The organism is Pseudomarimonas salicorniae (assembly GCF_023156535.1).
GTDB lineage: Bacteria > Pseudomonadota > Gammaproteobacteria > Xanthomonadales > Xanthomonadaceae > Pseudomarimonas > Pseudomarimonas salicorniae.
The window spans coordinates 231,363-257,457 of sequence record NZ_JALNMH010000007.1 but is presented as its reverse complement, the minus strand read 5'-3'; the positions used below and the strand labels follow the sequence as shown (position 1 = coordinate 257,457).

General features: G+C 70.2%; 22 protein-coding genes. 11 read left to right on the top strand and 11 right to left on the bottom strand.

Going from position 1 to position 26,095, the window contains the following annotated elements; genetic code table 11:
• Positions 1-32: 32 nt before the first annotated feature.
• Positions 33-1,850, bottom strand: coding sequence for a hypothetical protein (locus tag M0G41_RS10080; RefSeq protein WP_248208894.1), 1,818 nt, complete (start codon positions 1,848-1,850; stop codon positions 33-35).
• 149 nt (positions 1,851-1,999) lie between these two features.
• On the opposite strand from M0G41_RS10080, the gene M0G41_RS10075 reads away from it, so the two are divergent.
• Positions 2,000-2,314 (top strand): H-NS histone family protein, encoded by a 315-nt coding sequence (locus M0G41_RS10075; RefSeq protein WP_248208892.1) that lies wholly within the window; start codon positions 2,000-2,002, stop codon positions 2,312-2,314.
• Between the two features lie 24 nt (positions 2,315-2,338).
• Here M0G41_RS10075 and M0G41_RS10070 read toward each other — a convergent pair whose 3' ends face one another.
• Positions 2,339-3,574 (bottom strand): threonine/serine exporter family protein, encoded by a 1,236-nt coding sequence (locus tag M0G41_RS10070; RefSeq protein ID WP_248208889.1) that lies wholly within the window; start codon positions 3,572-3,574, stop codon positions 2,339-2,341.
• A 148-nt stretch (positions 3,575-3,722) separates the two neighbouring features.
• Between M0G41_RS10070 and M0G41_RS10065 the strand changes: the two genes are divergently transcribed.
• From M0G41_RS10065 to M0G41_RS10050, 4 genes are read left to right on the top strand one after another with little or no spacing between them, the layout of a single operon-like run.
• Complete coding sequence (locus M0G41_RS10065) at positions 3,723-4,850, top strand: MlaE family ABC transporter permease (protein WP_248208887.1); 1,128 nt, start codon at positions 3,723-3,725, stop codon at positions 4,848-4,850.
• Complete coding sequence (locus M0G41_RS10060) at positions 4,847-5,635, top strand: ABC transporter ATP-binding protein (protein ID WP_248208886.1); 789 nt, start codon at positions 4,847-4,849, stop codon at positions 5,633-5,635. The genes M0G41_RS10065 and M0G41_RS10060 overlap by 4 nt, the downstream gene beginning before the upstream one ends.
• The gene (locus tag M0G41_RS10055) at positions 5,635-6,600 is read left to right on the top strand and encodes an MlaD family protein (protein WP_248208883.1); all 966 of its coding nucleotides are present in this window, start codon (positions 5,635-5,637) and stop codon (positions 6,598-6,600) included. Before M0G41_RS10060 ends, M0G41_RS10055 begins: the two co-directional genes overlap by 1 nt.
• Positions 6,597-7,292, top strand: coding sequence for an ABC-type transport auxiliary lipoprotein family protein (locus tag M0G41_RS10050; RefSeq protein ID WP_248208876.1), 696 nt, complete (start codon positions 6,597-6,599; stop codon positions 7,290-7,292). The genes M0G41_RS10055 and M0G41_RS10050 overlap by 4 nt, the downstream gene beginning before the upstream one ends.
• A 266-nt stretch (positions 7,293-7,558) precedes the next feature.
• Here the strand turns inward: M0G41_RS10050 and M0G41_RS10045 are convergent, their stop codons facing one another.
• Complete coding sequence (locus tag M0G41_RS10045; RefSeq protein ID WP_248208871.1) at positions 7,559-8,185, bottom strand: alpha-ketoglutarate-dependent dioxygenase AlkB family protein; 627 nt, start codon at positions 8,183-8,185, stop codon at positions 7,559-7,561.
• A 61-nt stretch (positions 8,186-8,246) separates the two neighbouring features.
• The gene (locus M0G41_RS10040) at positions 8,247-9,596 is read right to left on the bottom strand and encodes an amidase (RefSeq protein WP_248208869.1); all 1,350 of its coding nucleotides are present in this window, start codon (positions 9,594-9,596) and stop codon (positions 8,247-8,249) included.
• 169 nt (positions 9,597-9,765) lie between these two features.
• Between M0G41_RS10040 and M0G41_RS10035 the strand changes: the two genes are divergently transcribed.
• The 3 genes from M0G41_RS10035 to M0G41_RS10025 all read left to right on the top strand — a co-directional run bounded on the left by M0G41_RS10035 (position 9,766) and on the right by M0G41_RS10025 (position 15,437).
• The gene (locus M0G41_RS10035) at positions 9,766-11,367 is read left to right on the top strand and encodes an electron transfer flavoprotein-ubiquinone oxidoreductase (RefSeq protein ID WP_248208866.1); all 1,602 of its coding nucleotides are present in this window, start codon (positions 9,766-9,768) and stop codon (positions 11,365-11,367) included.
• A gap of 74 nt (positions 11,368-11,441) precedes the next feature.
• Positions 11,442-14,447, top strand: coding sequence for a ligand-binding sensor domain-containing diguanylate cyclase (locus tag M0G41_RS10030; protein ID WP_248208860.1), 3,006 nt, complete (start codon positions 11,442-11,444; stop codon positions 14,445-14,447).
• Between the two features lie 42 nt (positions 14,448-14,489).
• Positions 14,490-15,437, top strand: a complete 948-nt coding sequence (locus M0G41_RS10025; protein WP_248208859.1) for a cation diffusion facilitator family transporter — start codon at positions 14,490-14,492, stop codon at positions 15,435-15,437.
• Between the two features lie 55 nt (positions 15,438-15,492).
• On the opposite strand, the gene M0G41_RS10020 is transcribed toward M0G41_RS10025, so the two are convergent.
• Positions 15,493-17,877, bottom strand: a complete 2,385-nt coding sequence (locus tag M0G41_RS10020) for an FAD-dependent oxidoreductase (protein WP_248208857.1) — start codon at positions 17,875-17,877, stop codon at positions 15,493-15,495.
• 82 nt (positions 17,878-17,959) lie between these two features.
• Here M0G41_RS10020 and trxC point away from each other — a divergent pair, with 82 nt between their 5' ends.
• The 3 genes from trxC to M0G41_RS10005 all read left to right on the top strand — a co-directional run bounded on the left by trxC (position 17,960) and on the right by M0G41_RS10005 (position 19,840).
• Positions 17,960-18,418, top strand: coding sequence for a thioredoxin TrxC (trxC, locus tag M0G41_RS10015; protein WP_248208851.1), 459 nt, complete (start codon positions 17,960-17,962; stop codon positions 18,416-18,418).
• 86 nt (positions 18,419-18,504) lie between these two features.
• Positions 18,505-19,293 (top strand): NYN domain-containing protein, encoded by a 789-nt coding sequence (locus M0G41_RS10010; RefSeq protein ID WP_248208849.1) that lies wholly within the window; start codon positions 18,505-18,507, stop codon positions 19,291-19,293.
• A 103-nt stretch (positions 19,294-19,396) separates the two neighbouring features.
• Positions 19,397-19,840 (top strand): hypothetical protein, encoded by a 444-nt coding sequence (locus M0G41_RS10005; protein WP_248208848.1) that lies wholly within the window; start codon positions 19,397-19,399, stop codon positions 19,838-19,840.
• A 45-nt stretch (positions 19,841-19,885) separates the two neighbouring features.
• Here M0G41_RS10005 and M0G41_RS10000 read toward each other — a convergent pair whose 3' ends face one another.
• The 6 genes from M0G41_RS10000 to M0G41_RS09975 form a co-directional block, all read right to left on the bottom strand.
• Positions 19,886-21,697: a DUF885 domain-containing protein gene (locus M0G41_RS10000; RefSeq protein ID WP_248208846.1), complete on the bottom strand. Its 1,812-nt coding sequence runs from the start codon at positions 21,695-21,697 to the stop codon at positions 19,886-19,888.
• 579 nt (positions 21,698-22,276) lie between these two features.
• On the bottom strand, positions 22,277-22,639 hold the full coding sequence (locus M0G41_RS09995; RefSeq protein ID WP_248208844.1) for a VanZ family protein: 363 nt from the start codon (positions 22,637-22,639) through the stop codon (positions 22,277-22,279).
• A gap of 2 nt (positions 22,640-22,641) precedes the next feature.
• The gene (gene galE, locus M0G41_RS09990; RefSeq protein ID WP_248208842.1) at positions 22,642-23,646 is read right to left on the bottom strand and encodes a UDP-glucose 4-epimerase GalE; all 1,005 of its coding nucleotides are present in this window, start codon (positions 23,644-23,646) and stop codon (positions 22,642-22,644) included.
• A 40-nt stretch (positions 23,647-23,686) separates the two neighbouring features.
• Positions 23,687-24,553, bottom strand: a complete 867-nt coding sequence (locus tag M0G41_RS09985) for a cupin-like domain-containing protein (RefSeq protein WP_248208840.1) — start codon at positions 24,551-24,553, stop codon at positions 23,687-23,689.
• Entirely contained in the window at positions 24,550-25,374 is an 825-nt protein-coding gene (locus M0G41_RS09980) for an alpha/beta fold hydrolase (RefSeq protein WP_248208838.1), read from the bottom strand. Before M0G41_RS09980 ends, M0G41_RS09985 begins: the two co-directional genes overlap by 4 nt.
• Entirely contained in the window at positions 25,371-26,087 is a 717-nt protein-coding gene (locus M0G41_RS09975) for a serine aminopeptidase domain-containing protein (RefSeq protein WP_248208832.1), read from the bottom strand. Before M0G41_RS09975 ends, M0G41_RS09980 begins: the two co-directional genes overlap by 4 nt.
• Positions 26,088-26,095 lie beyond the last annotated feature (8 nt).

Genomic DNA, 26,095 nt, shown 5'->3' with positions numbered 1-26,095 from the left:
GGCCAGTCCGGACCGCCGCCGAGTCTAGCAGGCTAGCGTTGTTCGAAGCCGTCGCAGTGGGCCCGCTCGCCGTTGGTGGTCGGCGCGGGCAGCGTGAAGCTGGCGCTGTCCGACTGGCCAAGGCTGACCTCCACGGGGCCCTGGCCCGGCGGCAGGTCCGACTCGAACTCCAGCGTGGCCAGACGACCCCATCCCAGATCGCCTCCGGCCGGGGCCGACAGGATGAGCGCTCCGCTGCTGCTGGCCGTCCAGTCGTTGCCCGCCTGACGGTCATCGTCACGGAAGCGCAGGCCGCTCACTGACCGGGCGTCGACCGCAAAGGCCAGTCCGCGTATGCCGATGGAAGACAGCATCCGCAGATTGGGGTCGCTGCCGCTGAACTCGGAGTCGGCGTAGTCGAGGTTCATCAGGCTGTAGCGATAGCGGTAGCGGCAGCTGCCCAGCTCATCGACCTTGACCGCCATCTGAAGGCGGCCCTCGGGCAGGTCGAGGCGCTGTGAGGCCTCGGTCGTCGTGTTGCCGGCCGGCGGGACCCAGCGGTTGATCACAGGCCCGGCGACGAGCTCGCCCGAGGTCGGGAACAGCCAGCCGCTGCCCGACTTGGCGGGAACAATCTCGCGGTGGGCCATGCTGTTGTCGATGTTGCCGTCATCCCGGACCACGTACCAGGCTTCGATGAACCAGCGGGCCCCCGGATGCGCCGAGGTTATAAGCTCGCTCTCGGCGGCCAGCAGCCGGCGTTCGAAGGGCTGGGCGTAGCCACTGAAGTCCTGCATTCCATTGCAGTCCGGATCGAATACCGAGCCGCATCGGCCCCAGCGGCCCGAGCGCGGATCGATCTCGCGGCGTGGACCGAGCAACGAAGCAAGGTCGTTGGTCGCCGCGGAATACAGGTCCCCGCAGCCGGGAAAGAGCACGTAGTCCCCGCGGCAGCCACAGCCGGAGTTCTGGGCGAAGAAGGCGTGCTTGACGCCCGAGCTGCCGAGCGGGACGAGGGTCCCGTCGGCCTCTTCGCGATACAGCGCCCAGACAAGGTAGGGGTGCTGGTCAACCGGGTAGGGCAGGTCAGGGGGCGATGTCTGCTGGGCATTCAGAGGATAGAACTTGGTGTACCAGGCGACGTCGCGCTCGCCTACGTTGACCAGCAGTGCATCCGGTGCCAGCACCACCTCGCCGGCGGTGCTTCCCGCCGGACTCGGCTGCACGCAGCTGCCGCCGCTGCAGTCGCGGCTGGCGAACCCGGCGACCGTGCCGAGGGCAGTCAGGGCGATGTCGGCCGGCTGCCCGGGGGCCGGCCAGTTGCCACCTGCCGTGCAGTCGCCGGCACCCTTGGCGGAAAGGTTCGGGCCCCCGCGCAGCGCCAGGCTGCCGAGCACCACATGCTCGAGCGCCGGTTCGCCGAGGGCCCGGGCCAGCGCCGGCAGGGGGCGCAGGCTCAGATGTCGCCAGTCGAGCTCCAGGCCCGGCATCTGGTGTGCCAGGTCGGCGATCAGCCAGGGACGGCCGGCGGCATCGCTCACCGTGACGCCGGCGCGGGCCGGGTCGAGCTCCAGGTGAATCTGCTCCAGAACAATCTCATGGTCGCCTCGGCGAAGCCGCAGGCCCGGCAGCGTCCAGAGGCCATCGCGGCTGCCGGGTTGCGCCGCGCTTCGCCAGCTGCGGTAGTGGGGCAGGGCGGGATCGACGAACGCCTTCGCACTGGACGGATCCAGCGGGACCACCTCGATCGCCCACATGCCGAGTACGCCCTCGGCGAGGTGCCAACGTGTCTCAAGGGCGCTGGCGGCACCGCTGAGGGCGAGGGCGGCGAGAAAAACGACGTGGGTCAGCCGAACCATCGGTCGACGCATAGATTCGATTTCCGGCGGGGACGCCCGACTCTACCGCGTTCAAGGGCCCGCTGGTCCGCAACTTGCCACCGATTGCCTGAGCGCGGGTGCTTGGGTAGTCTCGCCGGCAATTATCCGTTTCCCCCGCAGAAAATCCGAGGAATATCCAGATGGCCGTGAATCTTGAAAATCTCAGCTCGCGTGAACTCGAAGAGCTGATTGTCGCCGCGGCGGAGCAGAAGAAAAAGCTGCAGAAGCAGCGTCTTTCCGAGGTCCGGGGCAAGCTGATCGAAATGGCCCGGGAGGAGGGCTATACAATCGAGGAGCTGTTCGGAACGGGTCGCGGCAAGGCCGGGCGCACGGTGGCGCCGAAGTACCGCAACCCCGATGACCCCGCCCAGACCTGGACCGGCCGTGGCAAACGTCCGCGCTGGGTCCAGGCCCAGTTGGACGCGGGCAAGTCGCTGGAGTCACTGGAAATCTGAGTCACGCGTTGGGGCCGTCGCGGCTTACAGGTTGCGCCGCGGCGGAACCAGAAGATTGCCGAACATCAGGCCGGCGACCAGGGAAATCAGCACCGTGATCACGGTGACCGCGGCCTCGAGGCCATTGAAGACATCGCGTTCGAATACGAACGACACGCTCCGAAAACCGGTTGATCCCGGAACCAGCAGGATTATTCCGGGCACCCGGATCACCGCGCCGGGGCGATTGGCCAGACGTGCATACAGATTGGCCGCAGCGCTGATCAGCAGGCCGGCGAAGAAAATCCCGGCCTCGCTGCCGAAGGCCGCCCCGGCCATTCGAGTGGCCAGAAACGAACCGATGGCGGCGGCGATGACCAGCGGATAATCGCGGAGTTCGGCGCGGAACAGCACGGCGAAGGCGCAGGCGGCCACAGCCAAGGCCACCCAAAGCGCCAGGTCGCCCATCGGCTGCGAGGCGCTGGTCAGCATGACCCAGCCCAGGGCGCGTCCAATCTGCATTGCCGCCACCGCGCCGAAGGTCAGCTTGAGCAGGATGGCCACGGCGCCCGCGAAGCGCGTCGTGCCGGCAACCAGCTGCTGGGTGGAGAGTTCGGACACCGCATTGGTCAGGGTCAGGCCCGGCAGCAGGACGATGATCGCGGCGATGACCACGGAGTCCAGCGCAAGCGGCGTGATGAACTCCGAGATGGCAAAGGCGATGAAGGTGGCGACGAAGGCCGCCAGGGCGTCCACCGACTCGTTCAGCCGCGGGCGGGACACCGCGGCCTCGCAGAGGACGCCGATCACCAGTCCGATCAGTCCGGCCGCGACCAGTTCCGCCCAGCCGGAGCCGAACAGCACGGCAACCGAGGCGGAAGTGAGCCCGAAGCACAGCACCGTCAGCAGGCGCGCCCAGGCGCTCGACACCTCGGTCTCCAGGGCGCGCAGCGCCGCGCTGCCTTCGGCGACGTTCAGCTCGCCGGCCAGGACCTGCTCGGCGATGGCATCGGCGCGGCACAGCCGGGCGAGGTTGACATCGCCTGGCGGCATGCGCAGCACGCGGGTGTTCTCCGGGCCGCCGTTCGGGCCGATGCCGCCGCCGAAGCTGATGATGATGCCGGTCGGGTTGGCCCAGATCTCGCACGTCAGCCCGAGGCGCTTGGCGACCTTTCCGACGGCGGCCTCGAGGCGCTGCGAGGTGGTCCCGTAGGCGTGAAGGCGGCGCGACAGCTCGACCACGAACTCGGTTCGGGCGCGGAAGGACTCGGCCTCGGTCATCTCGGCGGGCAGGGCAGGAGGAAAGCCCGCTACTCTCGCATGTCCCCGGTCGCTGGCTGCTGAACTGGTGGCGCCGCGGCATCGGACGCTGCGACGGCGCCCTGCGTCCGCGGTAAGCTGCGTGCCGCCCGGATCCTTGCCTCTTCCCTTGACCGACCCCCAAGCCCAGCTGGAAAGCCCTGCCGACGCTCTGCCCCGCCTGCGGCTGTCCGGCGAGTGGACGTTGCATCGTCTGGATCAGGCGCGCCGTGCGCTGGCAGGCCTGCCGCGCAGACTGGAGGTGGGCGAGGTGGAGGCCAGCGGCGTCGCCGCCCTCGACAGTGCCGGCGCCCTGCTCTGGCTTGAGCGCCTGCCACCGGCGGACGCGGCCGAACCGCTGGCGCACTTCGTCGGTCTTAGTCACGAATCCGAGACCCTGCTGCGCCTGGTCGCCGGCCAGGGTCAGCCGGCGGAGGTCCCCGTCCAGCCTGAGAACGGCCTGCGAGAGCTGCTCGGGCGCACCGGCGCCGCCCTGGAAGCGCAATGGCGTCAGAGCATCGCCCTGCTTGGTTTCGTCGGACTGTCGCTCGGCACGCTTGGGCAGATCCTGATCGGTCGTCGCCGCCTGCGGCTGACCGCGACCGCGTTCCACATGGAGCAGACCGGGTTGGATGCGGTGCCCATCGTGGCCCTGCTGTCTTTCCTGATCGGCTCGGTGGTCGCCTTCCTCGGCGCCACGGTGCTGCGCGACTTCGGCGCCCAGCTGTTCACCGTCGAGTTGGTCAGCGTCTCCTTCCTCCGCGAGTTCGGTCCGCTGCTGACCGCCATCCTGCTGGCCGGCCGCTCGGGCAGTGCGTTCACCGCCCAGATCGGGTCGATGAAGTCGCGCGAGGAGGTCGACGCGATCCGCTCTTTGGGCATGGATCCGGTGGAACTTCTGGTGGTGCCGCGGCTGCTTGCCCTGTTGGTGATGCTGCCCCTGCTCAGTTTCGTAGCCACCCTGGCTGGCATCCTCGGCGGCGCCCTGGTCGGCAGCCTGGCGCTGGACATCAGCCCGGTGATGTTCGTCACCCGGCTGCAGGAGATGACCGACATCCGCCATCTCTGGGTCGGGCTGGTCAAGGCGCCGGTGTTCGCCTTCCTCATCGCCGTGGTCGGCTGCCTCGAAGGCTTCAAGGTCGAAGGCAGCGCGGAGTCGGTCGGTCGGCACACCACGTCCTCGGTGGTGCAGTCGATCTTCCTGGTGATCCTGTTCGACGCGATGTTCGCGATCTTCTTCATGGAGCTGGATCTGTGAGCGCGGCCGACCACGTCATCGAGGTGCGCGGACTGCTCAACCGCTTCGGTTCGCAAACAGTGCACGACGGCCTCGACCTCGACGTGCGGCGCGGTGAGATCCTCGGCGTGATCGGCGGCTCGGGTACCGGCAAATCGGTGCTGCTGCGGACCATCGTCGGACTGCGCGAGCCGACCGCGGGCAGCGCGAAGGTGTTCGGCGTCGATCTCTCGCGCTGCAACGACGGTGAGCGCCGCGAGGTCGGCAGCCGGATCGGCCTGCTGTTCCAGGAAGGCGCCCTGTTCTCCTCGCTGACCGTCGGCGAGAACGTGGCCGTGCCGCTCAAGGAGCGCCACAACCTCCCGGCCTCGCTGCTCGACAAGCTGGTCCTGCTGAAGATCCGTCTGGCCGGCCTGCCCGATAGCGCGGCGCACAAGTACCCGTCGCAGCTGTCCGGCGGCATGCGCAAGCGCGCCGGCCTCGCCCGCGCCCTGGCCCTCGACCCCGAGATCCTGTTCCTCGACGAGCCGACCGCGGGCCTCGATCCGATCGGGGCGACGCGGTTTGACGAGCTGCTGCGCACCCTCAGCCGCTCTCTGGGCCTGACCGTGTTCCTGGTGACCCATGACCTCGATACCCTGCACGCGGTCTGCGACCGGGTCGCCGTGCTCGCCGGTGGCAAGGTCATCGTCAGCGACCGCCTCGACCGGGTCGCAAGCTTCAACCACCCCTGGGTGCAGGACTATTTCGGCGGCCCGCGCGGACGCGCCGCGCTGCGCGCCACCGACCCGCAAGGAGAACACTGATGGAAACCCGCGCCCACCACGTCATGATCGGCGCCTTTGCGCTGGCCGTGGTCGCCGTCGCCATGGGTTTTGCCCTGTGGCTGGGCAAGACCGCGCTCGACCGCCAGTGGAATGTCTACCGGGTGATCTTCGAGGAGTCCGTCACCGGGCTCACGGTCGGCGGTGCGGTGCAGTACAACGGCATCCAGGTCGGCGAGGTGCGCCGGCTGCAGCTCGACCCGGATGATCCGTCCAGGGTCTGGGCCACGGTGCGCATTGGCGCCGAGGTGCCGGTGCGCACCGATACCGTGGCCAAGCTCAGCTTCACCGGTGTGACCGGCGTCGCCATCATCCAGCTCAGCGGCGGCAAGCCGGAGTCGCCCCTGTTGCTCGGAAGCGAGGAAGACCCGGCGGTGATCCAGGCGCAGCCCTCGGCCATCGCCCAGCTCCTCAGCAGCAGCGAGGACATCGCCAGCACCACCAGCCAGGTGCTGGTGCGGATCAACCGGCTGCTGTCCAAGCAGAACGTCGACCGGGTGTCGGCCACGCTTGAACACCTCGAAACGCTGAGCCGCGCCACCGCGGAGAGCGAGTCGGACATCCGCACCGTGCTCGCCGAGGCGGCCAACGCCAGCCAGCGCCTCGCCGAGCTGCTGGACGGTGCTGAATCCGCCATGCGCCGGCTCGACACCAGTCTGGCCCGGGCCGACGGGGCGCTGAGCGAAGAGCTGCCGAAACTCAGCGCGAAGCTCAATTCCAGCCTTGATTCGATCGAGCGACTGACCCGGGACAGCGCCGAGCTGGTCCAGGACAACCGTGCCGCGCTCACCGGCTTCACCCAGGAGGGTCTGGCCCAGGTCGGCCCCACCCTCGCCGAGCTGCGCGCCCTGCTTGAGGATTGGCGGCGGATCAGCCAGAAGCTCGAACAGAACCCCCCGGGCTTCGTGCTCGGCCGTGACCAGCTCCCGGAGTACCAGCCCGAATGAACCGCCCGTACGCCCGACCTGCCGTTCGTCCGTTCCGCTCCAGCCTGAAGCTTGCGGGCATCGCCCTGGCCGCCGGCCTGCTTGCCGGCTGCGGGCTTACGCCCAGGGCGCCGTTGGCCGTGGTCGATGTGCCGGCTCAGGCGAGTCCGATGGCCTCCGCCGAGGCCCTGCCGCTGCAGCTGCTGGTGCCCGAGCCGCAGGCCTCGGCATTGCTCGACGGCACCCGCATCCTGGTCCGCGATGAGGCCGGCCAGCTGGCCCAGCTCGCGGGCGTGGCCCTGCCCGATCGCACCCCGCGATGGCTGCAGTCGCAGCTGCTGCGCGCCCTGTCCGGCAGCTTCGCGGCCGCCGCGGCGCCGGGCGGCGGCATCAAGCCCGACCTGCAGCTGGTCCTGCGCATCGAGCGTTTCGAGCTCGACTACAGTGCCGGCGCGCAGGCCCGCGTCGAACTGCACGCCCTGCTGCTCGACGCCGCCAGCGCGCGCGCCGTCGCCAGCGCCCGGTTCGTGCAGGACGCGCCGGTCGAGGGCGGCGGCAGCGCCGCGGGCGCGCAGACCCTGCAGCGCGCCGCCCACGCAGCCGTTTTCGAGCTCGCCCGCTGGACCACGACCCAGGCCGCGGCGGCGAGCGAGAGGATCACCGACACCGATACCGCCGCCGCCCCGCAGCAGGACGCGGCGAAGGGCCGGTAGGGGCGCAAAGAAGACCTTCCACAACACCCGAATGTAGGAGCCAGCTTGCTGGCGATCGTCCCATCCGGGGCGCCTATCGCCAGCAAGCTGGCTCCTACAGCGGGACCGGGGCGAATGCGAACTTCGCGCCCGAATTGGTCCTCGGTCTCTGCCATGTCCTGGTCGGCGACCGCGCTTTCCGGTAGCCGGCGCGCGGTGTATCTCGCTGGCCGCAGCGGGTTTCGTCGGCAGGCCGCCGCCTGCCTGGCTTGAAAGCCGTCGGGCTCCTACCGTACCCCGCGCGCTCCCGGCGGTGTGGCATTGACGATCCGGCGGAAGGTCAGATTGATCCGCTCGCCGCTGGGGCGGGCGGTCTTCGGCAGGCTGTGCTGGGTGTGCTGCTGGGTGGCACCCTCCATCAGCAGCAGGGAGCCATGCGTGAGAAGCAGCTCGGCGCGCTGGCGGCGGTCGCGGCTGCGCAGCAGGAAGCGCCTCGGCGCGCCGAGGCTGAGCGAGGCGATCAGCGGGTCGGGGCCGAGCTCGGGTTCGTCATCGGCGTGCCAGCCCATACCGTCGGCGCCGCCGCGGTAAAGATTGGCCAGGACGCTGTTGAATCCCGCGCCCAACAGGTCGTTCAATCGGTTGCGCAGCGCTGAGAGCGCTGGCGTCCAGGGGCGGGGTTCGAACAGCGTGCCGGAATACCGGTAGCGGGCTTGCGCATCGCCTACCCAGCAGGACAGTCGCGGAGCCGGATGGCTTCGTCCGAACAGGCGCACGTGGTGCTGCTCCCAGGGGATCTCATTGCGCAGCTGGCGAAGCAACCTGTCGGCCTGGTCGCGATCGAGGAACCCCGGCGCCCAGCGCAGGATGGCGCCGGGCAGATCGGTGATCAGCGCGGGAATGTGTTCTCCCATGACAGCCAGCCTGGCATGCGCCGTGTGCGGTCGGAGCACCCGCATGGCGTTGTCGGCCACCCTACTCCTGCTCGTTCCCCAGCAGGGCGGCAATCACCTCGCCGAGCTCGAGCAGGCGCAGGTCGCTTCCACGCGGACCGACCAGGGACAGGCCGAGCTGGCCCGGCAGGGGCAGGCTGAGCGCCGGGCAGCCGGCGAGGCTGGCAAAGCTGCAGAAGTCGGCGAGGTGGGAGGGCTCCTCGGCGCCGAGCGGTGGCGGCGGCTGCGGGACGGTCGGGAGCAGCAGCACGTCGACCTGCTCGAAGAGGCGGCGGGTGGCAATCACCGCGCTATCCAGGGCGCGGTCGGCATGGGCGTAGTGCACGGCCGTCCGGCAGCGGGCGAAGTCGAGCATAGACTGCAGGCGCGCCGAGGCGCCCTCCAGCTCTGCGGCGGGCAGGCTGGCCAGACCCGCCTCCATCATCAGGAAGGCGGCGCGGCGCAGGCGCGGCAGCTCGAATCCGGCCAGGGGAACCGAGCTGATCTTGCCCAGCAGGCGGCCGCATTCCTCGATGGCCTTATCGAAGGCCGCGACCACCTCAGGCTCGGCGCCGAGGTCGGCGGGGTCGGCGATCACCCCGCAGCGCAGGCTGCCCGGCTCCCAGTCGGGGAGGGCCAGTGGTACCCGCCGACGGCGTGAACGCGGGTCGTTGTTGTCGTAGCCGCTCATCACCTGAAGCAGCAGGGTGAGGTCATCCAGCGAGCGGGCCAGCGGGCCGACCACATCGAGTCGCGGCAGCGCCGGCAACACGCCGGCGCAGGAGATCTCTCCCTGGGTCGGGCGCAGCCCGTAGACGCCGCAGAAGGCCGCCGGGATCCGCACCGAGCCGAGCGTATCGGTGCCGATCGCGGCGCTGGCAAGGCCGGCCGCCACCGCCACCGCCGACCCGGCGGAGGAGCCGCCGGCGGCCAGGCCCGCATCCAGCGGATGGGGAACATGGCCGAAGGTGGGATGGGCGCCGGTGGTGCCAAGCATGGCCTCGTCGAGGCTGGTCTTGCCGAGAATCACCGCGCCGGCGCCGCGCAGCCGCGCGATGCAGTGGGCGTCCTGCTCGGCGACCATCTGCCGGCGTCCGACCAGTCCTCCACTGGTGGGCAGGCCCTTGACGTCGAAGTTGTCCTTGACCGCCAGCGGAATACCGTCGAGCCGGCCCAGTGGCTCGCCCCGGGCGCGACGCAGGTCGGCGGCATCGGCGGCCGCCAACGCGCCCTCCTGGTCGATGACCCAGAATGCGTTGCGTTCGGGATTCTCGCGCTCGATCGCGCCGAGATAGGACTCGGTCAGCGCGCGTGCGCTCAACTCGCCACGTGCCAGCAGGCTCAGCTGCCGGCACATCGAGGAGTTCCGCAAGGCGGAAGTTGCGTCGCTCATCGGCTCCGGGTTCCGTGGTGGGGCGCTGGGCGCATTATGCCTGCGCGGTGGGCGGCCTATAATCCGCGCTGCCGCATGGGCGCAGGCCTGGCAGGGCCGCGACGTCGCGGTGAGCAAGCACACATCCCCAGCGCGGCGGGCGTCGCGCGACAGCACAGGACGGCCAGCGATGAGCGAGCGCGAGTTCATGGAATACGACGTGGTGGTTGTGGGCGCAGGGCCGGCAGGGCTTGCGCTGGCCATCCGTCTGAAACAGCTCAAGGCCGACCTCTCGGTCTGCGTGATCGAGAAGTCCTCGACCATCGGCGCCCACATCCTGTCCGGCGCGGTGATCGAGCCGCAGCCGCTCGACGAGCTGCTGCCCGGCTGGCGCGACAACCCGCCGCCGATCTGCGTGCCGGCGGCCGAGGACGAGTTCTGGTACCTGACGAAGACCGGTGGCTTCAAGTTCCCCATCGTGCCGCCGCAGATGAACAACCACGGCAACTTCATCGTCAGCCTCGGCGCGATGTGCGCGTGGATGGCGCCGCAGGCCGAAGCACTGGGGGTCGAGATCTATCCCGGCTTCGCCGCCTCCGAGATCTACTACAACGAGGATGGGTCGGTCGGCGGTGTGTGCATTGGCGACATGGGTGTCGCCAAGGACGGCTCGCAGAAGGCCGGCTACACCCAGGGCATCGACATCCGCGCGAAGCTGACGGTGCTGGCCGAGGGCGCCCGCGGTCACCTGACCAAGCGCCTGGTCAAGCGCTTCGGCCTGGACGCCGACAGCGACCCGCAGAGCTATTCGATCGGCATCAAGGAGCTGTGGCAGGTGCCGGCGGGCCGGGTAAAGCCCGGCAAGATCGTCCACTCGCTCGGCTGGCCGGCCGACACCCGCACCTATGGCGGCAGCTTCCTCTATCACCTCGATGGCGACCGCATCGCGCTGGGCTACGTATCCGGGCTCGACTACCGCGACCCCAACTACCAGCCCTACGAAGCCTTCCAGCAGTGGAAGCACCATCCGACCATCAAGCCGTTGCTCGAGGGCGGCAATATCCTCTCGGCGGGTGCGCGCGCCATCGTCACCGGCGGCTGGCAGTCCCTGCCGAAGCTGGAGATGCCGGGCGCGATGCTGATCGGCGACACCGCCGGACTGCTCAACGTGCCGAAGATCAAGGGCACCCACCAGGCGCTGCGCTCGGGCATGCTCGCCGCTGAACATATCGCTGCCTCGGTCAGCAGCGAAGGCTGGGACGCGAAGCTGCGCGGCTCGGCGGTGATGGCCGAGCTGAAGAAGGTCCGCAACATCAAGCCGGGTTTCAAGAAAGGCCTCTGGTTCGGTCTGCTGAATTCGGCCTGGGAGACCCTGGTCGCCGGTGCCTCGCCGTGGACCCTGAAGGTGGCCTCCGATCACGCCACCCTGAACAAGCTGTCCGAGCAGGAGTCGCCCAAGCGTGACTACGTCGATCGCGAGCTTCCGCCGCGCGACCGCCTGGCCGGCGTCTACTTTGCCGCCACCGAGCACGACGAGGACCAGCCGGTCCACCTGAAGGTCGCCGACACCAGCATCTGCCTGACCCGCTGCACGACCGAGTACGGTAATCCCTGCACCCGGTTCTGCCCGGCCGGGGTCTACGAGATGGTTGGCGAGGGCAGTGAACGCCGACTGCAGATCAATGCCGCGAACTGCGTGCACTGCAAGACCTGCGACATCAAGGATCCCTACGAGATCATCAACTGGGTGACGCCCGAGGGCGGCGCCGGACCGAACTACCAGAACCTGTGAGAGTTTCCGGGAGTCATCTGCCGGGCACGGGAAGAACGGTCCGTGCGTGTGGGGCGATCCGCGCGCTGCTGGCGTTGGCGGCCCTGTGGCTGGCCGGCGTCGCCGCGGCGCTCGATTCCGACAAGCGTTTCCATGACTACGTCCGGGATGTCTGGAGCATCGAGCAGGGCCTGCCGCAGATCAGCGCCCGGGCCATCGCCCAGGACGGGGAAGGCTACCTGTGGATAGGCACCCAGGCGGGCCTGGCGCGCTTCGATGGTCACCGCTTCACCGTCTACACGCCCGAGGCCGAGCCGGCCCTGCCCGGAGGCTGGGTCAACGATCTGCTGAGCGGCCCTGACGGCGTCCTGTGGATCGCCACCTACAAGGGCCTGGCGCGGCGACAGGACGGCCGTTTCGAGCCCATTCCGCTGGCCGATGACGTCGAGGCGCAGCCGGACATCGCCGACCTCGCGGCCGAGGGCGAGACCGTGCTGGCCGCCTCGGGCAATGCCGTGTATGCGGTGGTCGACGCCCGTCTGCAGCTTCGCCTGCAGCTCTCGGGCCCGGCACGCAGCCTGCTGGTAGAGGACGATGCGCTGTGGATCGGCAGCCTGGGAGGCGTGTACCGGCATGCCGCCGGTCAGACCGAGTTCCTGAAGCTGCCCACCGAGGCCGCCACCGCCGTGGCCGCGCGTCTGGTGCGCGCCCAGGGCCGGCTGTGGGCCGGCACCACGGCGGGACTGTTCTGGCTGGATGGTGACCTGTGGCAGCCCTACGTCGAGGCCCCGCACCTGGTCGCTGCCACCATCGAGGCCCTGCACGAGGATCGGGATGGCAACCTCTGGGTGGCCGAGCTGGCCCATCTGACCCGGCTGCGCGACGGCCGGCCGGTGGAACGGGTGGTGGACGGCGAGGCCGGGCTGGCGGTACGACGGATCTTCGAGGACCGCGAGCACAACCTCTGGCTGGGCAGCCAATGGAACGGGCTCAGCCGGCTGAGGGACGGCTGGACCCGGCGCTATGGCCGTCGCGAGGGCCTGGAGTCGCCCTTGCTCTGGTCCCTGGCGGCGGATGGCCAGGGCGGGCTCTGGGTCGGCAGCGACAATGGCCTGCAGCGCCTGGTCGATGGTCGCTTCGAGTCGGTCGTGCCCGGCAGCGCGCTGCCGCACCCCAATGCCTACACCCTGCTGCCCGAGGACGGCCGGCTGTGGATCGGTACCCGGGCGGGCCTGGCGCTGTGGCAGGACGGACAGCTCGGCGAGCCCACCCGCTTCGTCGCCCTGCGCGGAGCGCAGGTCAACGGCCTGCTCCGCGACGCCGAGGGCCTGCTCTGGATCGCCACCAATCAAGGGCTGTTCCGCGACGACGGCCAGGTCCTGCAGCGCTTCGACGAGGACGATGGCCTGCTCGACGCGCGGGTTCGCCACCTGCTGCTGACCCGCGATGGCCGGCTCCTGGTTGGCAGCCAGTCGGGGCCGCATGAGTTTCGCGGCGAGCGCTTCGTGCCGATCGGCCTCGAGGCGGGGCTCCCGCCGGGTCTCGACATCACCGTGCAGCACGAGCTGCCCGACGGGCGCCTGGTGCTCGGTAGCCTCAACGAGGCCCTGCACTACTTCGATGGCCAGCGCTGGCACAGTTTCGGCGCCCCGCAGGGCGTGCCGCAGAGCGCGCCCTTCTTTGTCGCCGACCATGCCGGCATGCTCTGGGTGGCGGGCATACGCGGCATCTATCGGGTGCCGCTCGCCGATCTCGCCGGTTTCGCCGCCGGTCAGCGCAAGCGGGTCCGTGGGCAGATGCTGCTCAACGAACGCGGCGATCGCCGCGGCGGCCAGAAGGGCTTCTGCTGCAACGGCGCCGGCCTTGCCAAGGGGCTGTTCCGCGAGGGCGTGCTGTGGGCACCGACGCGCGACGGCGTGGTCGCGCTGGATACCGCCGACGTGCGCTTCGACCGTGAGCCGCCACCGGCGATCGTCGAGCGCTGGCGCGTCGGCGGCGAATGGCGGGCCGTGGACGCAATGGCGGGCCCGCTACCCGAGGGTCAGCGTGACCTGTCGATCGAGTTCACCGCCATCAGTTTCCTCGATCCCCGCAGCGTCGCCTTTCGCTACCGGCTGATCGGCTACCACGAGGACTGGCGCGAGCCCGAGGCCGCCGAACTGCGCATCGCCGCCTACACCAACCTCGCGGCCGGAGACTACCGCTTCGAGGTACAGGCCTCGACGGTAGAGGGTCGTTGGAGCAAGCCTGCCGCAATCGAGTTCAGCGTGCCGCCCCGATTCACCGAAACCGGGCTGTTCCGCGCGCTGCTGGGGCTGCTGCTGGCACTGGGCGGGCTGGGACTGCTGCTCCTCCAGCGTCGACGCTACAAACAGCGCGCCGCCGAACTGGAGCGCCTTGTCCAGGCGCGCACGGCGGATCTTGCCGAGGCCAACCGTCAGCTGCAGGAGGCCAGCCTGACCGACCCGCTGACCGGTCTGCGCAACCGCCGCTACCTCTCCCAGCAGATCCCCAAGGATCTCGCCTTCTACGGGCGCGAGCTGCAGCGCAATCCGGGCCTGGGCCAGGTCATTGTCTTCGCCCTGCTCGACATCGACTTCTTCAAGCGGGTCAACGACGAGCATGGCCACGCCGCCGGCGACCGGGTGCTGGAGCAGTTCGCGGGCCTGCTCCAGAACCAGGTACGCACCGGTGACTACGTGGCGCGCTGGGGCGGCGAGGAGTTCATGGTGGTGTTCCGCCCGACGCCGGCGGAGTTCGTTCCCCTGCTCGGCGAGCGGCTCTGCCGCGGTTGCGCGGAACGCGAGTTCGACTTCGGCAACGGGCGCAGCGGCCAGGTCACCTGCTCGGTCGGCCTGGTCGAGTACCCGCTCTTCACTGATGCCAAGACCAGTCTCGACTGGGAGCAGCTGGTTGAACTGGCCGACCGCGCGCTGTACCGGGTGAAGCGGTCCGGGCGGAATGGCTGGGGCGCCTACCGGCCGAACGACGAGGCGTCCATGTCCACCATCATCGAGGCACTGCGCTTCGACGAGTCGGCCTTCGAGAACAGTGATGCGCTCCGGTTCGTCGGCACCTATGGAGAAGACCCGCTGGCCTGAGCGGAGCGGTCTTTGGCGACGCAGCTTGGGTATGCTTCGCCAATGAGCGCGCACGGCCACGAGCACGGCCACCACGACCACTCGCACACGTCATCCGACGCCGAGGGCAGGGCGAAGGCGCTGGGGTGGGCCATCGCGATCACGCTTGGTTTCGCCGGGGTGGAAGCAGTCGGTGGCTGGTGGGCGGGGTCGCTGGCCCTGCTCGGCGATGCCGGCCACATGGTCACCGACACGGTGGCGCTGGCGCTGTCCTTCCTCGCCGCGCGGCTGGCCCAGCGGCCGCCCAGCCCGGAAATGAGCTACGGATGGCGCCGGGCCGAGGTGCTGGCGGCCCTGCTCAATGCCGTGTTCATGCTGATCCTGGTGGTGGCGCTGGGTCTGGCCGCCATCGGCCGGCTGCAGCAGCCGGTGCCGGTGCAGGGCGGCGTGGTCATGCTGATCGCAGCGATCGGCCTGGGGGTGAACCTGCTGGTGTTGTGGCAGCTGCACGGCACGCACAGCCACGCGCTGAACATGCGCGGCGCCGTGCTTCACGTCATCGGCGACCTGCTCGGTTCGGTCGCCGCCCTGATCGCCGGCCTCGTGGTCTGGCTGACCGGCTGGACTCCGATCGATCCGCTGCTCACCCTGCTGATCTGCGGCCTGATCCTGGTTTCGGCCGGGCGCCTGCTGCGCGACGTGATCCGGGTGCTGATGGAAGCCACGCCCCCCGGCACCGATCTGGACGCCGTGCGCCGCCGGCTGGGCGCGGTGGAGGGGGTGGTTGCAGTGCATGACCTGCACGTCTGGACCCTGGCCGGCGACCGTCTGCTGCTGTCCGCCCACCTCTCGGTCGACAGCGACCAGAACTGGCCCGCCACCCTGATGGCCGCCCAGCGCCGGCTGCGCGACGAGTTCGGCATCGGCCACGCCACCCTGCAGCCGGAGTCGCCGCAGTACCGTCAGCTGGCCCGCGCCGCTGACGACGTGCTCGACGACCACTGCCACTGAGACCCCGGCCGCCTGCCCTGGGCGGGGACTGCCGGGGCGCCGCCTGATCCGTCGCTCAGCCGGTGCCTTCTACCTGGGTGGGCAGCGCCACCTCGCGCATCAGGTCGCCGGCGGCGGCGCAGCCGCTCAGCCAGGCGGCCTCCAGCCGGCCGCCGAGGCAATGGTCACCGGCCACCCGCAGGCCGAGTTCGCGTTCGGCAAGGAAGTCGACGCCCAGCGGCTGTTCGACCAGGGCGTAGCGCCAGCGGTGGGCGGCGACCAGGCGCGCCGGCCGCTGAAGCGCTTCGGACAGGGCCGAGGCCAGCGCCTCGCCGACATCTTCTGCGGGTGACTCCAGCCGCTTCCGGCTCCACGCCGGCGTGGCGTGGATGAGCCACCGTCCACCGTCGGGTCGCCCCGGCCGGCTGGCGTCCGCCGTGGCCCAGGCGATCGGCCCGCGCTCGCGCAGCAGGTCGACCTCGGCTTCGCCTTCGATCTCGACCATCGACGCCCAGCAGGGCGCATAGCGTGCCTCGCGCAGGCGCCCCGCCAGGCTCGGCGCGGCCCCGCCCAGCAGCGCCTCGGCCTGCGGCGCCGGGGCGGTGACGATCAGCTGTTCGGCCTCGGCCAGCGTTGCGCCCTCGGCATCGAGCAGCCGCCAGATGCCACCCTCGCGCTGCAACCGGGTCACCGCCCGGCCAAGCTGCAGGTCGGCGCCATCGAGCAGCGGCTTGACCAGCTCGCTCATACCGGGAACCGCGACCAGTGCTCCCTTCAGCGCTTCGCCATTGACAGCGCGAGGCGTCCACGACTGCAGCAGCCCGGCCTGCAGCCAGCGGGCGACCTGGGCCTGAAAGCGCAGATCGTGGGCGCGCAGAAACTGCGCCCCGTGGTCGAAGGGGCCGACCTCGCTGCGCCGGGTGCTGAGCCGGCCGCCGCTGCCGCGCGACTTGTCGACCACCTGCACCGCGTACCCTTGGTCGACGAGCGCCTGGGCCGCGGCCGCGCCGGCAAGTCCGGCGCCGAGAACGGCGACCCGCGGCAGTGACCGGCTTGCGCGCCCGACGCGGGCTGCGTAGCGCGCGACATCCAGGCGCCGCTCGTGGCCCCGGATCGAGCGCCCACGCAGCGTGCCCAGCACCGGTTGGGCCGGCGTGAACGGCCGGTCGAACAGGCCCAGACACCACCACAGCCCGCCATACGAGGCCGGGTCGTTGCCGTCCAGCGCGAACCGGTGGTTAAGATCGCGAAGCCGGCGCATGGCCTCGCCGGCGTCGTGCGACCAGCCGACCAGCGCCTTGCCCCAGGTCATGCGCAGGTTGTTGTGCAGCTCGCCGTGACGCAGCAGGGAGCGCTGCGCAAGGTCCCACAGGCGTTCGCCGCTGCGGCCGCGATGCAGTGACTCGTCGGTGTAGTCCGGCCGCGGGTCGGCCGCATGCTCGGCCAGGGTTTCCCGCGCCCAGCCCGGCAGCGCGGATTCGGCCTCGACATCGGGCGTATGCCAGCACCACTGCCAGGCCAGCTCGCGCCATACCCAGAGCTCGTCGATGAACTTCTTCGCCCCGGGGCCACCCTGTTCGCGCGCCTCGCGGGCCAGCCGCCAGGGGCTGACCATGCCGTAGTGCAGGTAGGGCGACATCCGCGACACGCCGAGCGGCGGTTCGACCGCAGCGTCGTTGCGCAGCTGGTGGTAGCGGCGCAGCCCTTCGCCGCGGAATTCCGCCCAGCGGGCATAGCCGGAGGCGCTGCCTCCCGGCGTATCCGCCACCGGTGGCACGGTGTGGTCGATGGCGCAGTGGGCCAGCGCCGTCGCGAGATCGAAGCCGTCCCAGTCGAGGCCGCCGGTCGGGCCGTCCGTGCCCGGCTTCCAGGGCCTGGCCGCAGGCGGCGGTGCGGGGCCGGCATCCAGCTCGGCCTGGAAGCGCGCCTGCATCGCCTCGCGATAGGCGAAGGCGCGGTCGAAGCGCGTTCCCGTGGCGGCCATCGGCACGATGCAGGCGGCGTCGACCGCCAGGCACAGCACATCGCACCGTTCCGCCCAGCGACGCGTCCAGCGCGGGAAGGGCGGCGCGGGGAAGTCCTCGCAGACCAGGGCGGCGGCGCGCGGCAGCAGGTCGGCGAGCCCGGCGCCGGGCGTCAGGCCGGGTACGTTGGTGTGGTGACGGATGCCGCGCGCGGCCAGCGCTCGCTGGTAATCGTGCGCGCCCTGCAGGATGAAGGCGTGGTGGCGGTCGGCGTCGAAGCGGTGGCCGCCGCCAAGGCCCTGATAGACCAGCACCGGCCGATCGAGCGCGACGCCGAGGTGCAGGGCCGCATCCAGAGCCGGGTTGTCGTGGTCGCGCAGGGCATGGTGGGCCCAGAGCAGCACGTAGTCGCCTCCGGCGGCCAGGTCGCGGTCATTGAGCAGGCGGCAGCGCTGGCGCAGCGCCTCGGGCAGGCAGTCGGGAAGGGCATGGCTCATCCCCCAAGGCTAGGCCGGTGGCCGTGAATCCGCGGTCGCGCCGCGGCTACACTCGGCGCCTGCCTTCACCCGGTACCCGCCGATGAGCGACGACCTGCTGCAGATCGCCTGCCCCGCCTGCCACGTGCTCAACCGCGTGCCACAATCGCGCCTCGACGAGCGCCCGAACTGCGGCCGCTGCCGCGAGCCGCTGTTCGCCGCCGTGCCCTTCGCGCTCGATGCCGAGCATTTCGACAGCCACGCCCTGCGGGCCGACCTGCCGCTGCTGGTCGATTTCTGGGCCCCCTGGTGCGGGCCCTGCCTGCAGATGGCCCCGGCCTTCGCCGCCTCGGCCGCCCAGCTCGAGCCCTGGATGCACCTGGTCAAAGTGGATACCCAGGCCCAGCCCCAGCTCGGCGCGCAGTTCGGCATCCGCAGCATCCCGACCCTGGTGCTGCTGCAGCGCGGCGAGGAAATCGCCCGTCAGTCGGGCGCGATGCCGGCCCAGGCCATCATCCAGTTCGCGCGGAACGCCCTGATCAGGCACCTGGGCGAGGGATAGACACCCGAGGCGTTGTTGGGCGGCGTCGGATTGACGGCGTTCCGCTCAGCGGCGAGGCTGCTGGCTTCCGACACAGGAGCGCCCCGATGGCCGGATCCCGAGAGCCCCTGCGCCTTGCGGTGCTGATTGATGCCGACAACGCCCAGCCCTCGATCATCGAGGGCCTGCTGCAGGAGGTCGCGAGGCTGGGCGCGGCGACGGTGCGCCGCATCTATGGCGACTGGACGCGCACCGCGCACGGCGGCTGGAAGCGCCATCTGCTGGCCCATTCGATCCAGCCGGTGCAGCAGTTCGCCTACACCTCGGGCAAGAACGCCACCGACAGCGCCCTGATCATCGATGCCATGGACCTGCTCTACACGCGGCGTTTCGACGGCTTCTGTCTGGTCTCCAGCGACAGCGACTTCACCCGGCTCGCGGTGCGCATCCGCGAGGAGGGGCTGCAGGTTTACGGCTTCGGTGAGCGCAAGACGCCGCAGCCCTTCGTCGCCGCCTGCAACCGGTTCATCTACACCGAACTGCTTCGGCCCCCGGCGGATGACCGTCCGGGCGAGGAGGCGCGCAGCGAGGAGGATGCCGCGGTCGCCCGCGGCAAGCCGCCGCGCCCGGAGCCGAAGACCGCCGAGCCGGGCGATGTCGATCCGGCAGTCCTGCTGCGAACCGCGGTGGACGAGGTGGATGGCGACGGCGACTGGGTGGCACTGGCTGCGGTGGGCGCCTACCTCAACACGCTGCGTCCGGACTTCGATCCGCGCCTGTTCGGGCACCGCAAGCTCAGCGACCTGTTCGCGGCCTATCCCGGTGAGTTCGAACTGCGCGCCGAGCCGCTCGCCGGCGGCAGCAGCAAGCTGGTCTACGTGCGCTTGCGGAGCTGAACCGCCGCGGTGCGGAGCGCCGTCCAGAACGATCCGTGCGCGAGCTCGCAGTCTGCAAGGCGGTCGCCGGTGCTAGGATCTAACGCTCATTGGAAACCGCGCCATGAACCGCCCGGAATCCCAGTTCAGCGCGCACGGGCTCTACGACATCCGCGTGCGTGGCCAGCTGCTCCACATCGATGCCACGGGCCCCTGGAACGAGCAGGCGGCGCAGTTCTTCTGCGAGCACACCCGGCCCGCGGTGATGGCAGCGCAGTTCGACGGCGAGCCCTGGGCAATGCTGGTCGACCTGCACGGCGAGGCCCTGTACACGCCGGGCTCGCTGCCGGCGCTGATCGAGTTGCATCGTTGGCGGGTCGCGATGGGCCTGCGTCTCATCGCTATCGTCCATGCCCCCGATGCCGTCGCCCAGGGCGTCACCCGAAGCCAGTTCGACCAGGTCTACGCAGCCGGTCCGGACAGCTGCGTGGCACGCTACTTCAATGATCGCGACGCCGCGCTCGACTGGCTCGAGTCCGCCGGCTTCGATCCCTCGCAGCTGCGCTGAGGCCCACCCGGCGCAGCGGCTGCGGCGGGTGGGTCCGCGCGAACCCTAGCGCTGTCCGGCCTCGGCGATCAGTGCCTCGACCTCGGCTTCGAGCATGGATATGGGGACGACGCCGGTGAGCAGGACGCGATTGTGGAAGGCCTTCGGGTCGAAGCGCTCGCCCAGTGCCTCGCGGGCGCGATCGCGCAGGCGGAGGATCTCCAGCTGGCCGATCTTGTACGAGGTGGCCTGGCCGGGGATCACCACATAGCGGTCCACCTCGGAGGACGGGATGCCGTAGTCGATCGCCTGCTGGCGGGTCCAGCGCAATGCATGCAGGCCGGTGTCGACGACCAGACGGCGGGCGCGGAACAGCTCGGCGTCGAGCTGGCCAAGCAGGCCCTCGGGGTCGCCCTCGTACCAGCCCTCCTCGACCGCCAGGCGTTCGGCGTACAGCGCCCAGCCCTCGCTGAAGGCGGAGATGCCGCCGAAGGCGCGCACCTGCCTGAAGCGCGGCAACGACTCGTTCTCCACCGACAGCGCGACCTGGAAGTGATGACCGGGCACGGTCTCGTGGTAGACCAGGGTGCGCAGCCCGAATCGGGTCAGGCGTTCGGCGCGCAGCGGCATCTGGTAGATGCCGGGTCGCGAGCGGTCGAGCGGTGGTGCGGTGTAGCTGGCGGCGGCGCTGGCCCACTGGAACTCGGGGTAGGGCTGGGCGATCACCTCCGACTCGGGGCGGATGTCGAACAGGGCGTCGGCGCGCCGTTCGGCGTCGCGGATCATGGTCTCGATGTCGGCCATGATCGCCGCCCGGCCAGAGGCATCGTCGCTGTACCCCAGGTCACGGCGCAGCTGGGCGACGCGCTCGGCGACGCTGCCCCGTTCGCGGCCAAGCCCGCGCAGGATGGCGTCCATCTCGCCCTCGATCCGGGCCACCTCGCGCAGGCCGATGTCGTGGATCTCCTGCGCGCTCAAACGGGTGGTGGTGAACTGGTGCAGGGCATTGGCATAGGCCGCCTCGCCCTCGGGAAAGCGCCACAGCCCGGCATCGTCGGTGGCCGAGTCGCGCTGGCCGCGCAGCGTCTCGATCGCGAGCCGCCAGGCCGGGTAGACCTCATCCGTGACCAGCTGCTCGGCGCGGGCCACGAGCTCCAAGCGAGCTGTCTCGTCCAGTCCTTCGACGCGCCCGAGCCGCTGGCTGAAGGTCGCCACCAGGGGGTTCTCCGCTGCCGGCCCGTCGACGAACCGCTCCATCTGGGCAATGGTCGCGTCGAGGATGAAGCGCGGCGGCAGGATGCCTGCCGCCCCCTGCTCGAGCGAGCGCTCGACCGCTTCCCCCATGCGCTGATCGAACTGCTCGAGCCGAGCGAGGTAGCGCTCGGCATCGCCCGGTTCGGTAAGCGGATGGACCACGGTCAGCAGACTCGGCAGGCGCACGTTGGCCCCGGAGAACTGGTTCAGCGGAAAGCTGTAGTCGGCAAAGCGCTCGCGCGCGACCAGAGCCTCCAGCTGCCAGTCCATCAGTTCGGCCGACTGCCGCTCGGCCGCACTCATCGCGGCCCGGTCGAAGCCTGCCAGCTGCGCCAGTCCCTCGCGGGCGAGGGCGACGGTCTCCTCCCGGAAGCCACGGGTGTTCGGAGACAGCTGGCCATCGAGGGCGTCCTGCGCCTCGCCATCGAAGTAGGCGCTCTGCGTGGCCTGCTCCGGCTGCCGCTTCATCCAGGAATCGGTGAAGTCGGCGAAGAACCGGGCGACCGATGGCGCGGCGGCCACCGACGAGGCGGCGGTGCGGTGGTCGGGCGGCGGGGCACAGGCGGCGAGCAGGAGTGGACAGGCAATCAGCATCAGGCAGACGCGGGAGATGGCAGTGGGCATGCGGGGCTCGAACGGCGGGTGACAGGCAGTAAAGATACGTGCGCGGGCGGAGCAACGGTGTTCCCGAGAGGTGAAAGTGCGCCTTCCCCGCCGGCTGCTTGGACTTCGCGCGCCTGAGCACGCAGCTAAGCCCTCCTTTCGAACTGCGGCAGGCACGGCCGTTGACAAACTCCGGCGAAACGTTGATCGGCCGTTGTCGACCCGGAGTGAGCCGTCGCCGATGCGAGCTTCGGGCGCGAAGAAGACCTTCCACAACACCCGAATGTAGGAGCCAGCTTGCTGGCGATCGTCCCATCCGGGGCGCCTATCGCCAGCAAGCTGGCTCCTACAGCGGGGCCGGGGCGAATGCGAACTTCGCGCCCGGAGTTCACCTTCCGCTACGCTCACTCCTGGCCGGTTTCTGCCGGCAGCTGTGTCTCCGCCGCCGGGAGGCGCGGTGGGCAGAGCGCGATCACGTTTTCTGGCGATGCTGGGCAAACCCGCGGCGGGTGGCAGGGGGCAGGCGGCTGGGTTTCGGGTTGGGCCTGGGACGGGCACGCCGCGAGGCCGGCGAATCTGATCGGGTCCCGCCCGTGCGTCTCAGTCTCTTCTGTACAGCCAGTGCGCGAAGAGGCCCAGCAGCAGGCCGACGAGATTGAGGAGGAAGTCGTTCGGATCGGGCCAGCGACCGGGGATGAACCACTGCATCAGTTCCATCGCGCCGCCGGCCGCCGCCCCGAGCAACAGAACGCCGATCATCGCGCGCAGCCGCGGCACCCCGAGGCTGGCCAGGGCATCGAGCCAGAGCCAGGCGAGCACGGCGAGCAGGGGCACGTGAGCCAGGTTGATCAGGCTCTGCCATTCCGGCATCGGGGGCAGCGGCAGCAGCAGGGCAACGACGCCGAGCCCACTGAATAGAAGGGCGCGCGCCAGCGCAGAGCGCTGGTCGGGAGGGAATGGCATGTTCAGTGACCGCGAGAGGCGGTGAGTCGGCGCTCCCAGTCCAGCGAAGTGCGGCAGATCATCTCGAGATCGTCGAGCTCGGGCGTCCAGCCAAGCACCTGTTTGACCCGCTCGCACTCGGCGATCAGCACCGGCGGATCGCCCGCTCGACGTGGCTCTTCGACGGTCGGGATCGGTGCGCCGTGGACGCGGGTCATGGTGTCGATCACCTCGCGCACGCTGTAGCCGTGGCCGTAGCCCACGTTCAGCGTCTGCGAAGTGCCCCCCTCGCGCAGATGACGCAGGGCGTCGAGATGGGCGCGGGCGAGGTCCTCGACGTGGATGTAGTCGCGCACGCCGGTGCCGTCCGGCGTCGGGTAGTCGGTGCCGAAGATCGCCAGCCGGGGACGGCGCCCGAGCGCCGCCTCGGCGGCCACCTTGACCAGCAGGGTCGCCTTCTCGGTGCTCTGGCCGATGCGGCCCTTGCGGTCACAGCCGGCGACGTTGAAATAGCGAAGGGCGACGTAGCGCAGCTCGCTGGCGGCGGCGAGGTCGCGCAGCATCCACTCGCTCATCAGCTTGGACGTGCCATAGGGGTTGATCGGCGCGTTCGGCGAGTCCTCGCGGCAGCGGCCGCCCTCGGGGACGCCGTAGACCGCCGCCGTCGACGAGAACACGAAGTGCTGCACCCCGGCGCGGGCGCAGGCCGCCAGCAGGTTGCGCGTGGCGCAGGTGTTGTTGCCGTAGTAGCGCAGCGGGTCGGCCACCGATTCGGGGACGATGGTGCGCGCGGCGAAGTGCAGCACTGTGTCGATGCCGTGCGCCTCCAGCAGGCCGTGGACCAGGGCGAAGTCGCCTGCCTCGCCGACCACCAGCTCGGCATCGAGGACCGCCTCGCGGAAGCCGGTGCTGAGGTTGTCCAGCACGATGACCCGCTCTCCGGCCTCCCGCAGCTGCAGCGCCACGTGGCTGCCGATGTAGCCGGCGCCGCCGGTGACCAGGATGGGGGCTTTGCACTGTGTGCTCATTTCGAGTCCATGCGTTGGATGGGGTCGCGGGGCGCCATGCTCAGTGCAGTCGCAGACGCCGGCCGGAGCGCAGCGCCTGGCCGGCAAGGGCGAGGTAGCCGCGGATGAGCGGGGTCTTCCAGGTGCGTCCGCCGAGCCGGTCACGCATGTGGCACAGCTCGTCGGCGAAGTCGTTCCAATTGCTTTCGCATACGAAGTTGGAGCTGACCGAGATGCACGGCGAGAGGGTTCTCGTGGTGTGCCACCAGCCGCACGGAATGAAGACCGACTCGCCCTTGTGCAGGTCGATGCTCAATGGGGTCGCTTCGGCGAAGCGGGGGAACTCGCCCAGGTCCACCTCGAAGGGGTTGGGGAACCGGGAGACGAGGTAGTAGTCGTCCCTCGGGTAGAGCAGGTCAGCCTGCCCGGGCGGATACAGGACGAAGCGCTTGTCGCCGTGAACATTGCTGATGAAGGCGTGCATCATCCAGTCGTCGAAGTGCAGCGGGATGTAGGTGCCCGTGCCGCTGATGAAGAGCTGGTTGAGGTGCTTGGCCGCACGGGGCCAGCCGGCCGGAAGCACGCGGGAGCTGAGCCAGTCGTCCTGGGTGTAGGCGCAGCGCGGACTGATGGCGGGGGCGAGCTCCGGCCAATCGGTCTGGATGTTGAGGTTGCGCAGGTAGGGGGAGGGCGATTCCATCGTCGAGCCGGCCAGGCCGTCGATGTACTCGGCCAGGGTCGTCTCGCCCTTCGCGCCGCGGCAGCGGACCTTGCGCGTTCCCCAGGTCTCGCGGAACCACTCAGGTGACCAGGTGGACAAGGCCGGCCAGTCCTCGATGGCGCGGGTCAGGACCACGGGCTTGCGGGGCACGACGAACTCGGCGTGGAACTCGGCCACGCTGATGGGCCCCACACGATCGATGTTCATGGCGTTTCTCCGAATCTTTGCTGGATCCAGCATGACACTTCACCGAGCAGTCGCTCGCGGTGCTCGGGGCGGTAGAACAGGTGGTCGCAATCGGGCCAGAAGCGGAAGCGGACCCGCGGCGAGCGGGTAGCCTGGCCGTAGCCCGTGTGGAACTGTCGCGGATGGCTGAAGTAGGTCAGCGCCCCGCCGGTGTAGACGAAGAGCAGTTCGGTGCCGCGTTCGACCAGCTTCGCGAGCTGGGCGGACTCGCTGCCGGGCGCCGGCCAGTCACGCAGCTCGGCATCGGTGGGCGGCGCGGCGCGGGGCCCTGCGCCCGCCTCCTGCGCAGGGCGCGGCCGCAGTCGCCTGCGCAGCGTGTCGAGCCAGGCCCGCGGGCCGCGACGCCAGTGCAGCTGGAACTGGCCCAGCCGGTAGGCCGGCAGTTCGCGGCGGGCGAGTGCGTCGAGCAGCAGGACGCCGGCCACGCGCGGGTCGGCGAGAGCCAGCGACCAGCCGAAGTCGGCCGCGCTGCAGATGCCGCCGACGATGAAGCGCTCGCAGCCGGTTTCCTGCGCCAGGCGATCGAGCAGTTCCCCGGCCAGGCTGAGCTGGGGACGGCTGGCGGCGCGCAGCGAATCGCCGATTCCCGGCAGGTCGACGCGCACCGTGCAGACGCCCAGCGATGCAAGCTGCCGGGCCAGGGCGACGTGCAGCCGGAACGGTCCCATGCGGTGGATGAAGCCGGCATTGGACAGCACGAGGACCAGCCGGGCAGGGCCCTGCGCTTCGGTCAGGATGGCCAGTCGGCCGTCCTCGAACAGGAGGCTTCGCTCGCGGATCATGGCGCGAAGCGTTCGCCAAGGCGCCGGGCCGCGGCGCGGACCGCCGGCAGCGGCGGCTGGCCGGCGATGGAGATCTGCTGGACCCAGCCGAACAGGGCAGGGTCGAGCCCGTCGTCGGTTGATTCGTCGAGCAGCAGGTCGGGCGGCGTCTCCGCGCGCAGGGTGGACAGCTCGATGCCGAACTCCGGATGCACGCGCTGCCCCATCAGCACGCCGGGATCTTCGGCCACGTCTTCGAGCAGCCAGGGATAGCGGCCGCGGCTGCTGCGCTCGCGGCGCTCGCGCGCCCACAGCTCGTCGAGATGCACACGTCCGCTGGGAACGGGCTGCCAGGCCGCCCAGGGCAAGCCGGCGGCCCGGGCTACCGGTTCGGCAATCAGCGCGCCGCCGCGAATGCCCAGCAGGGCGCAGGGCAGGGCTTCGAAGCGTTCGCGCAGCCAGCCCAGGGCGCACTCGGCATCGGCCAGGGCCCGGCTGGGGAGGAAGTCGGCGTCGTCACCCCAGGAGTCGCCGCAGCCACGGTAGTCGAGGCGCAGGCTGGCCAGCCCGTGTTCGACGAGCGCCTCGCAGAGCTGGGCGAACAGCCGGTAGCTGCGCTGCCATTCGTGGAAGAACGGCGGCGCCACCAGCAGCACGGCGCGCGGCGTCGGCGGCCGACGCAGAAGCGCGTGGATCCACGCAGGACCCACCGGGATCCGGACCGGTTCGAGCACCGGGCTGC

Coding starts and splice junctions, on each gene's coding strand:
- M0G41_RS10080 (WP_248208894.1), bottom strand. CDS start 1,850: ATGCGTCGACCGATGGTTCGGCTGACCCACGTCGTTTTTCTCGCCGCC.
- M0G41_RS10075 (WP_248208892.1), top strand. CDS start 2,000: ATGGCCGTGAATCTTGAAAATCTCAGCTCGCGTGAACTCGAAGAGCTG.
- M0G41_RS10070 (WP_248208889.1), bottom strand. CDS start 3,574: ATGACCGAGGCCGAGTCCTTCCGCGCCCGAACCGAGTTCGTGGTCGAG.
- M0G41_RS10055 (WP_248208883.1), top strand. CDS start 5,635: ATGGAAACCCGCGCCCACCACGTCATGATCGGCGCCTTTGCGCTGGCC.
- M0G41_RS10050 (WP_248208876.1), top strand. CDS start 6,597: ATGAACCGCCCGTACGCCCGACCTGCCGTTCGTCCGTTCCGCTCCAGC.
- M0G41_RS10045 (WP_248208871.1), bottom strand. CDS start 8,185: ATGGGAGAACACATTCCCGCGCTGATCACCGATCTGCCCGGCGCCATC.
- M0G41_RS10040 (WP_248208869.1), bottom strand. CDS start 9,596: ATGAGCGACGCAACTTCCGCCTTGCGGAACTCCTCGATGTGCCGGCAG.
- M0G41_RS10035 (WP_248208866.1), top strand. CDS start 9,766: ATGAGCGAGCGCGAGTTCATGGAATACGACGTGGTGGTTGTGGGCGCA.
- M0G41_RS10025 (WP_248208859.1), top strand. CDS start 14,490: ATGAGCGCGCACGGCCACGAGCACGGCCACCACGACCACTCGCACACG.
- M0G41_RS10020 (WP_248208857.1), bottom strand. CDS start 17,877: ATGAGCCATGCCCTTCCCGACTGCCTGCCCGAGGCGCTGCGCCAGCGC.
- trxC (WP_248208851.1), top strand. CDS start 17,960: ATGAGCGACGACCTGCTGCAGATCGCCTGCCCCGCCTGCCACGTGCTC.
- M0G41_RS10010 (WP_248208849.1), top strand. CDS start 18,505: ATGGCCGGATCCCGAGAGCCCCTGCGCCTTGCGGTGCTGATTGATGCC.
- M0G41_RS10005 (WP_248208848.1), top strand. CDS start 19,397: ATGAACCGCCCGGAATCCCAGTTCAGCGCGCACGGGCTCTACGACATC.
- M0G41_RS10000 (WP_248208846.1), bottom strand. CDS start 21,697: ATGCCCACTGCCATCTCCCGCGTCTGCCTGATGCTGATTGCCTGTCCA.
- M0G41_RS09995 (WP_248208844.1), bottom strand. CDS start 22,639: ATGCCATTCCCTCCCGACCAGCGCTCTGCGCTGGCGCGCGCCCTTCTA.
- galE (WP_248208842.1), bottom strand. CDS start 23,646: ATGAGCACACAGTGCAAAGCCCCCATCCTGGTCACCGGCGGCGCCGGC.
- M0G41_RS09985 (WP_248208840.1), bottom strand. CDS start 24,553: ATGAACATCGATCGTGTGGGGCCCATCAGCGTGGCCGAGTTCCACGCC.
- M0G41_RS09980 (WP_248208838.1), bottom strand. CDS start 25,374: ATGATCCGCGAGCGAAGCCTCCTGTTCGAGGACGGCCGACTGGCCATC.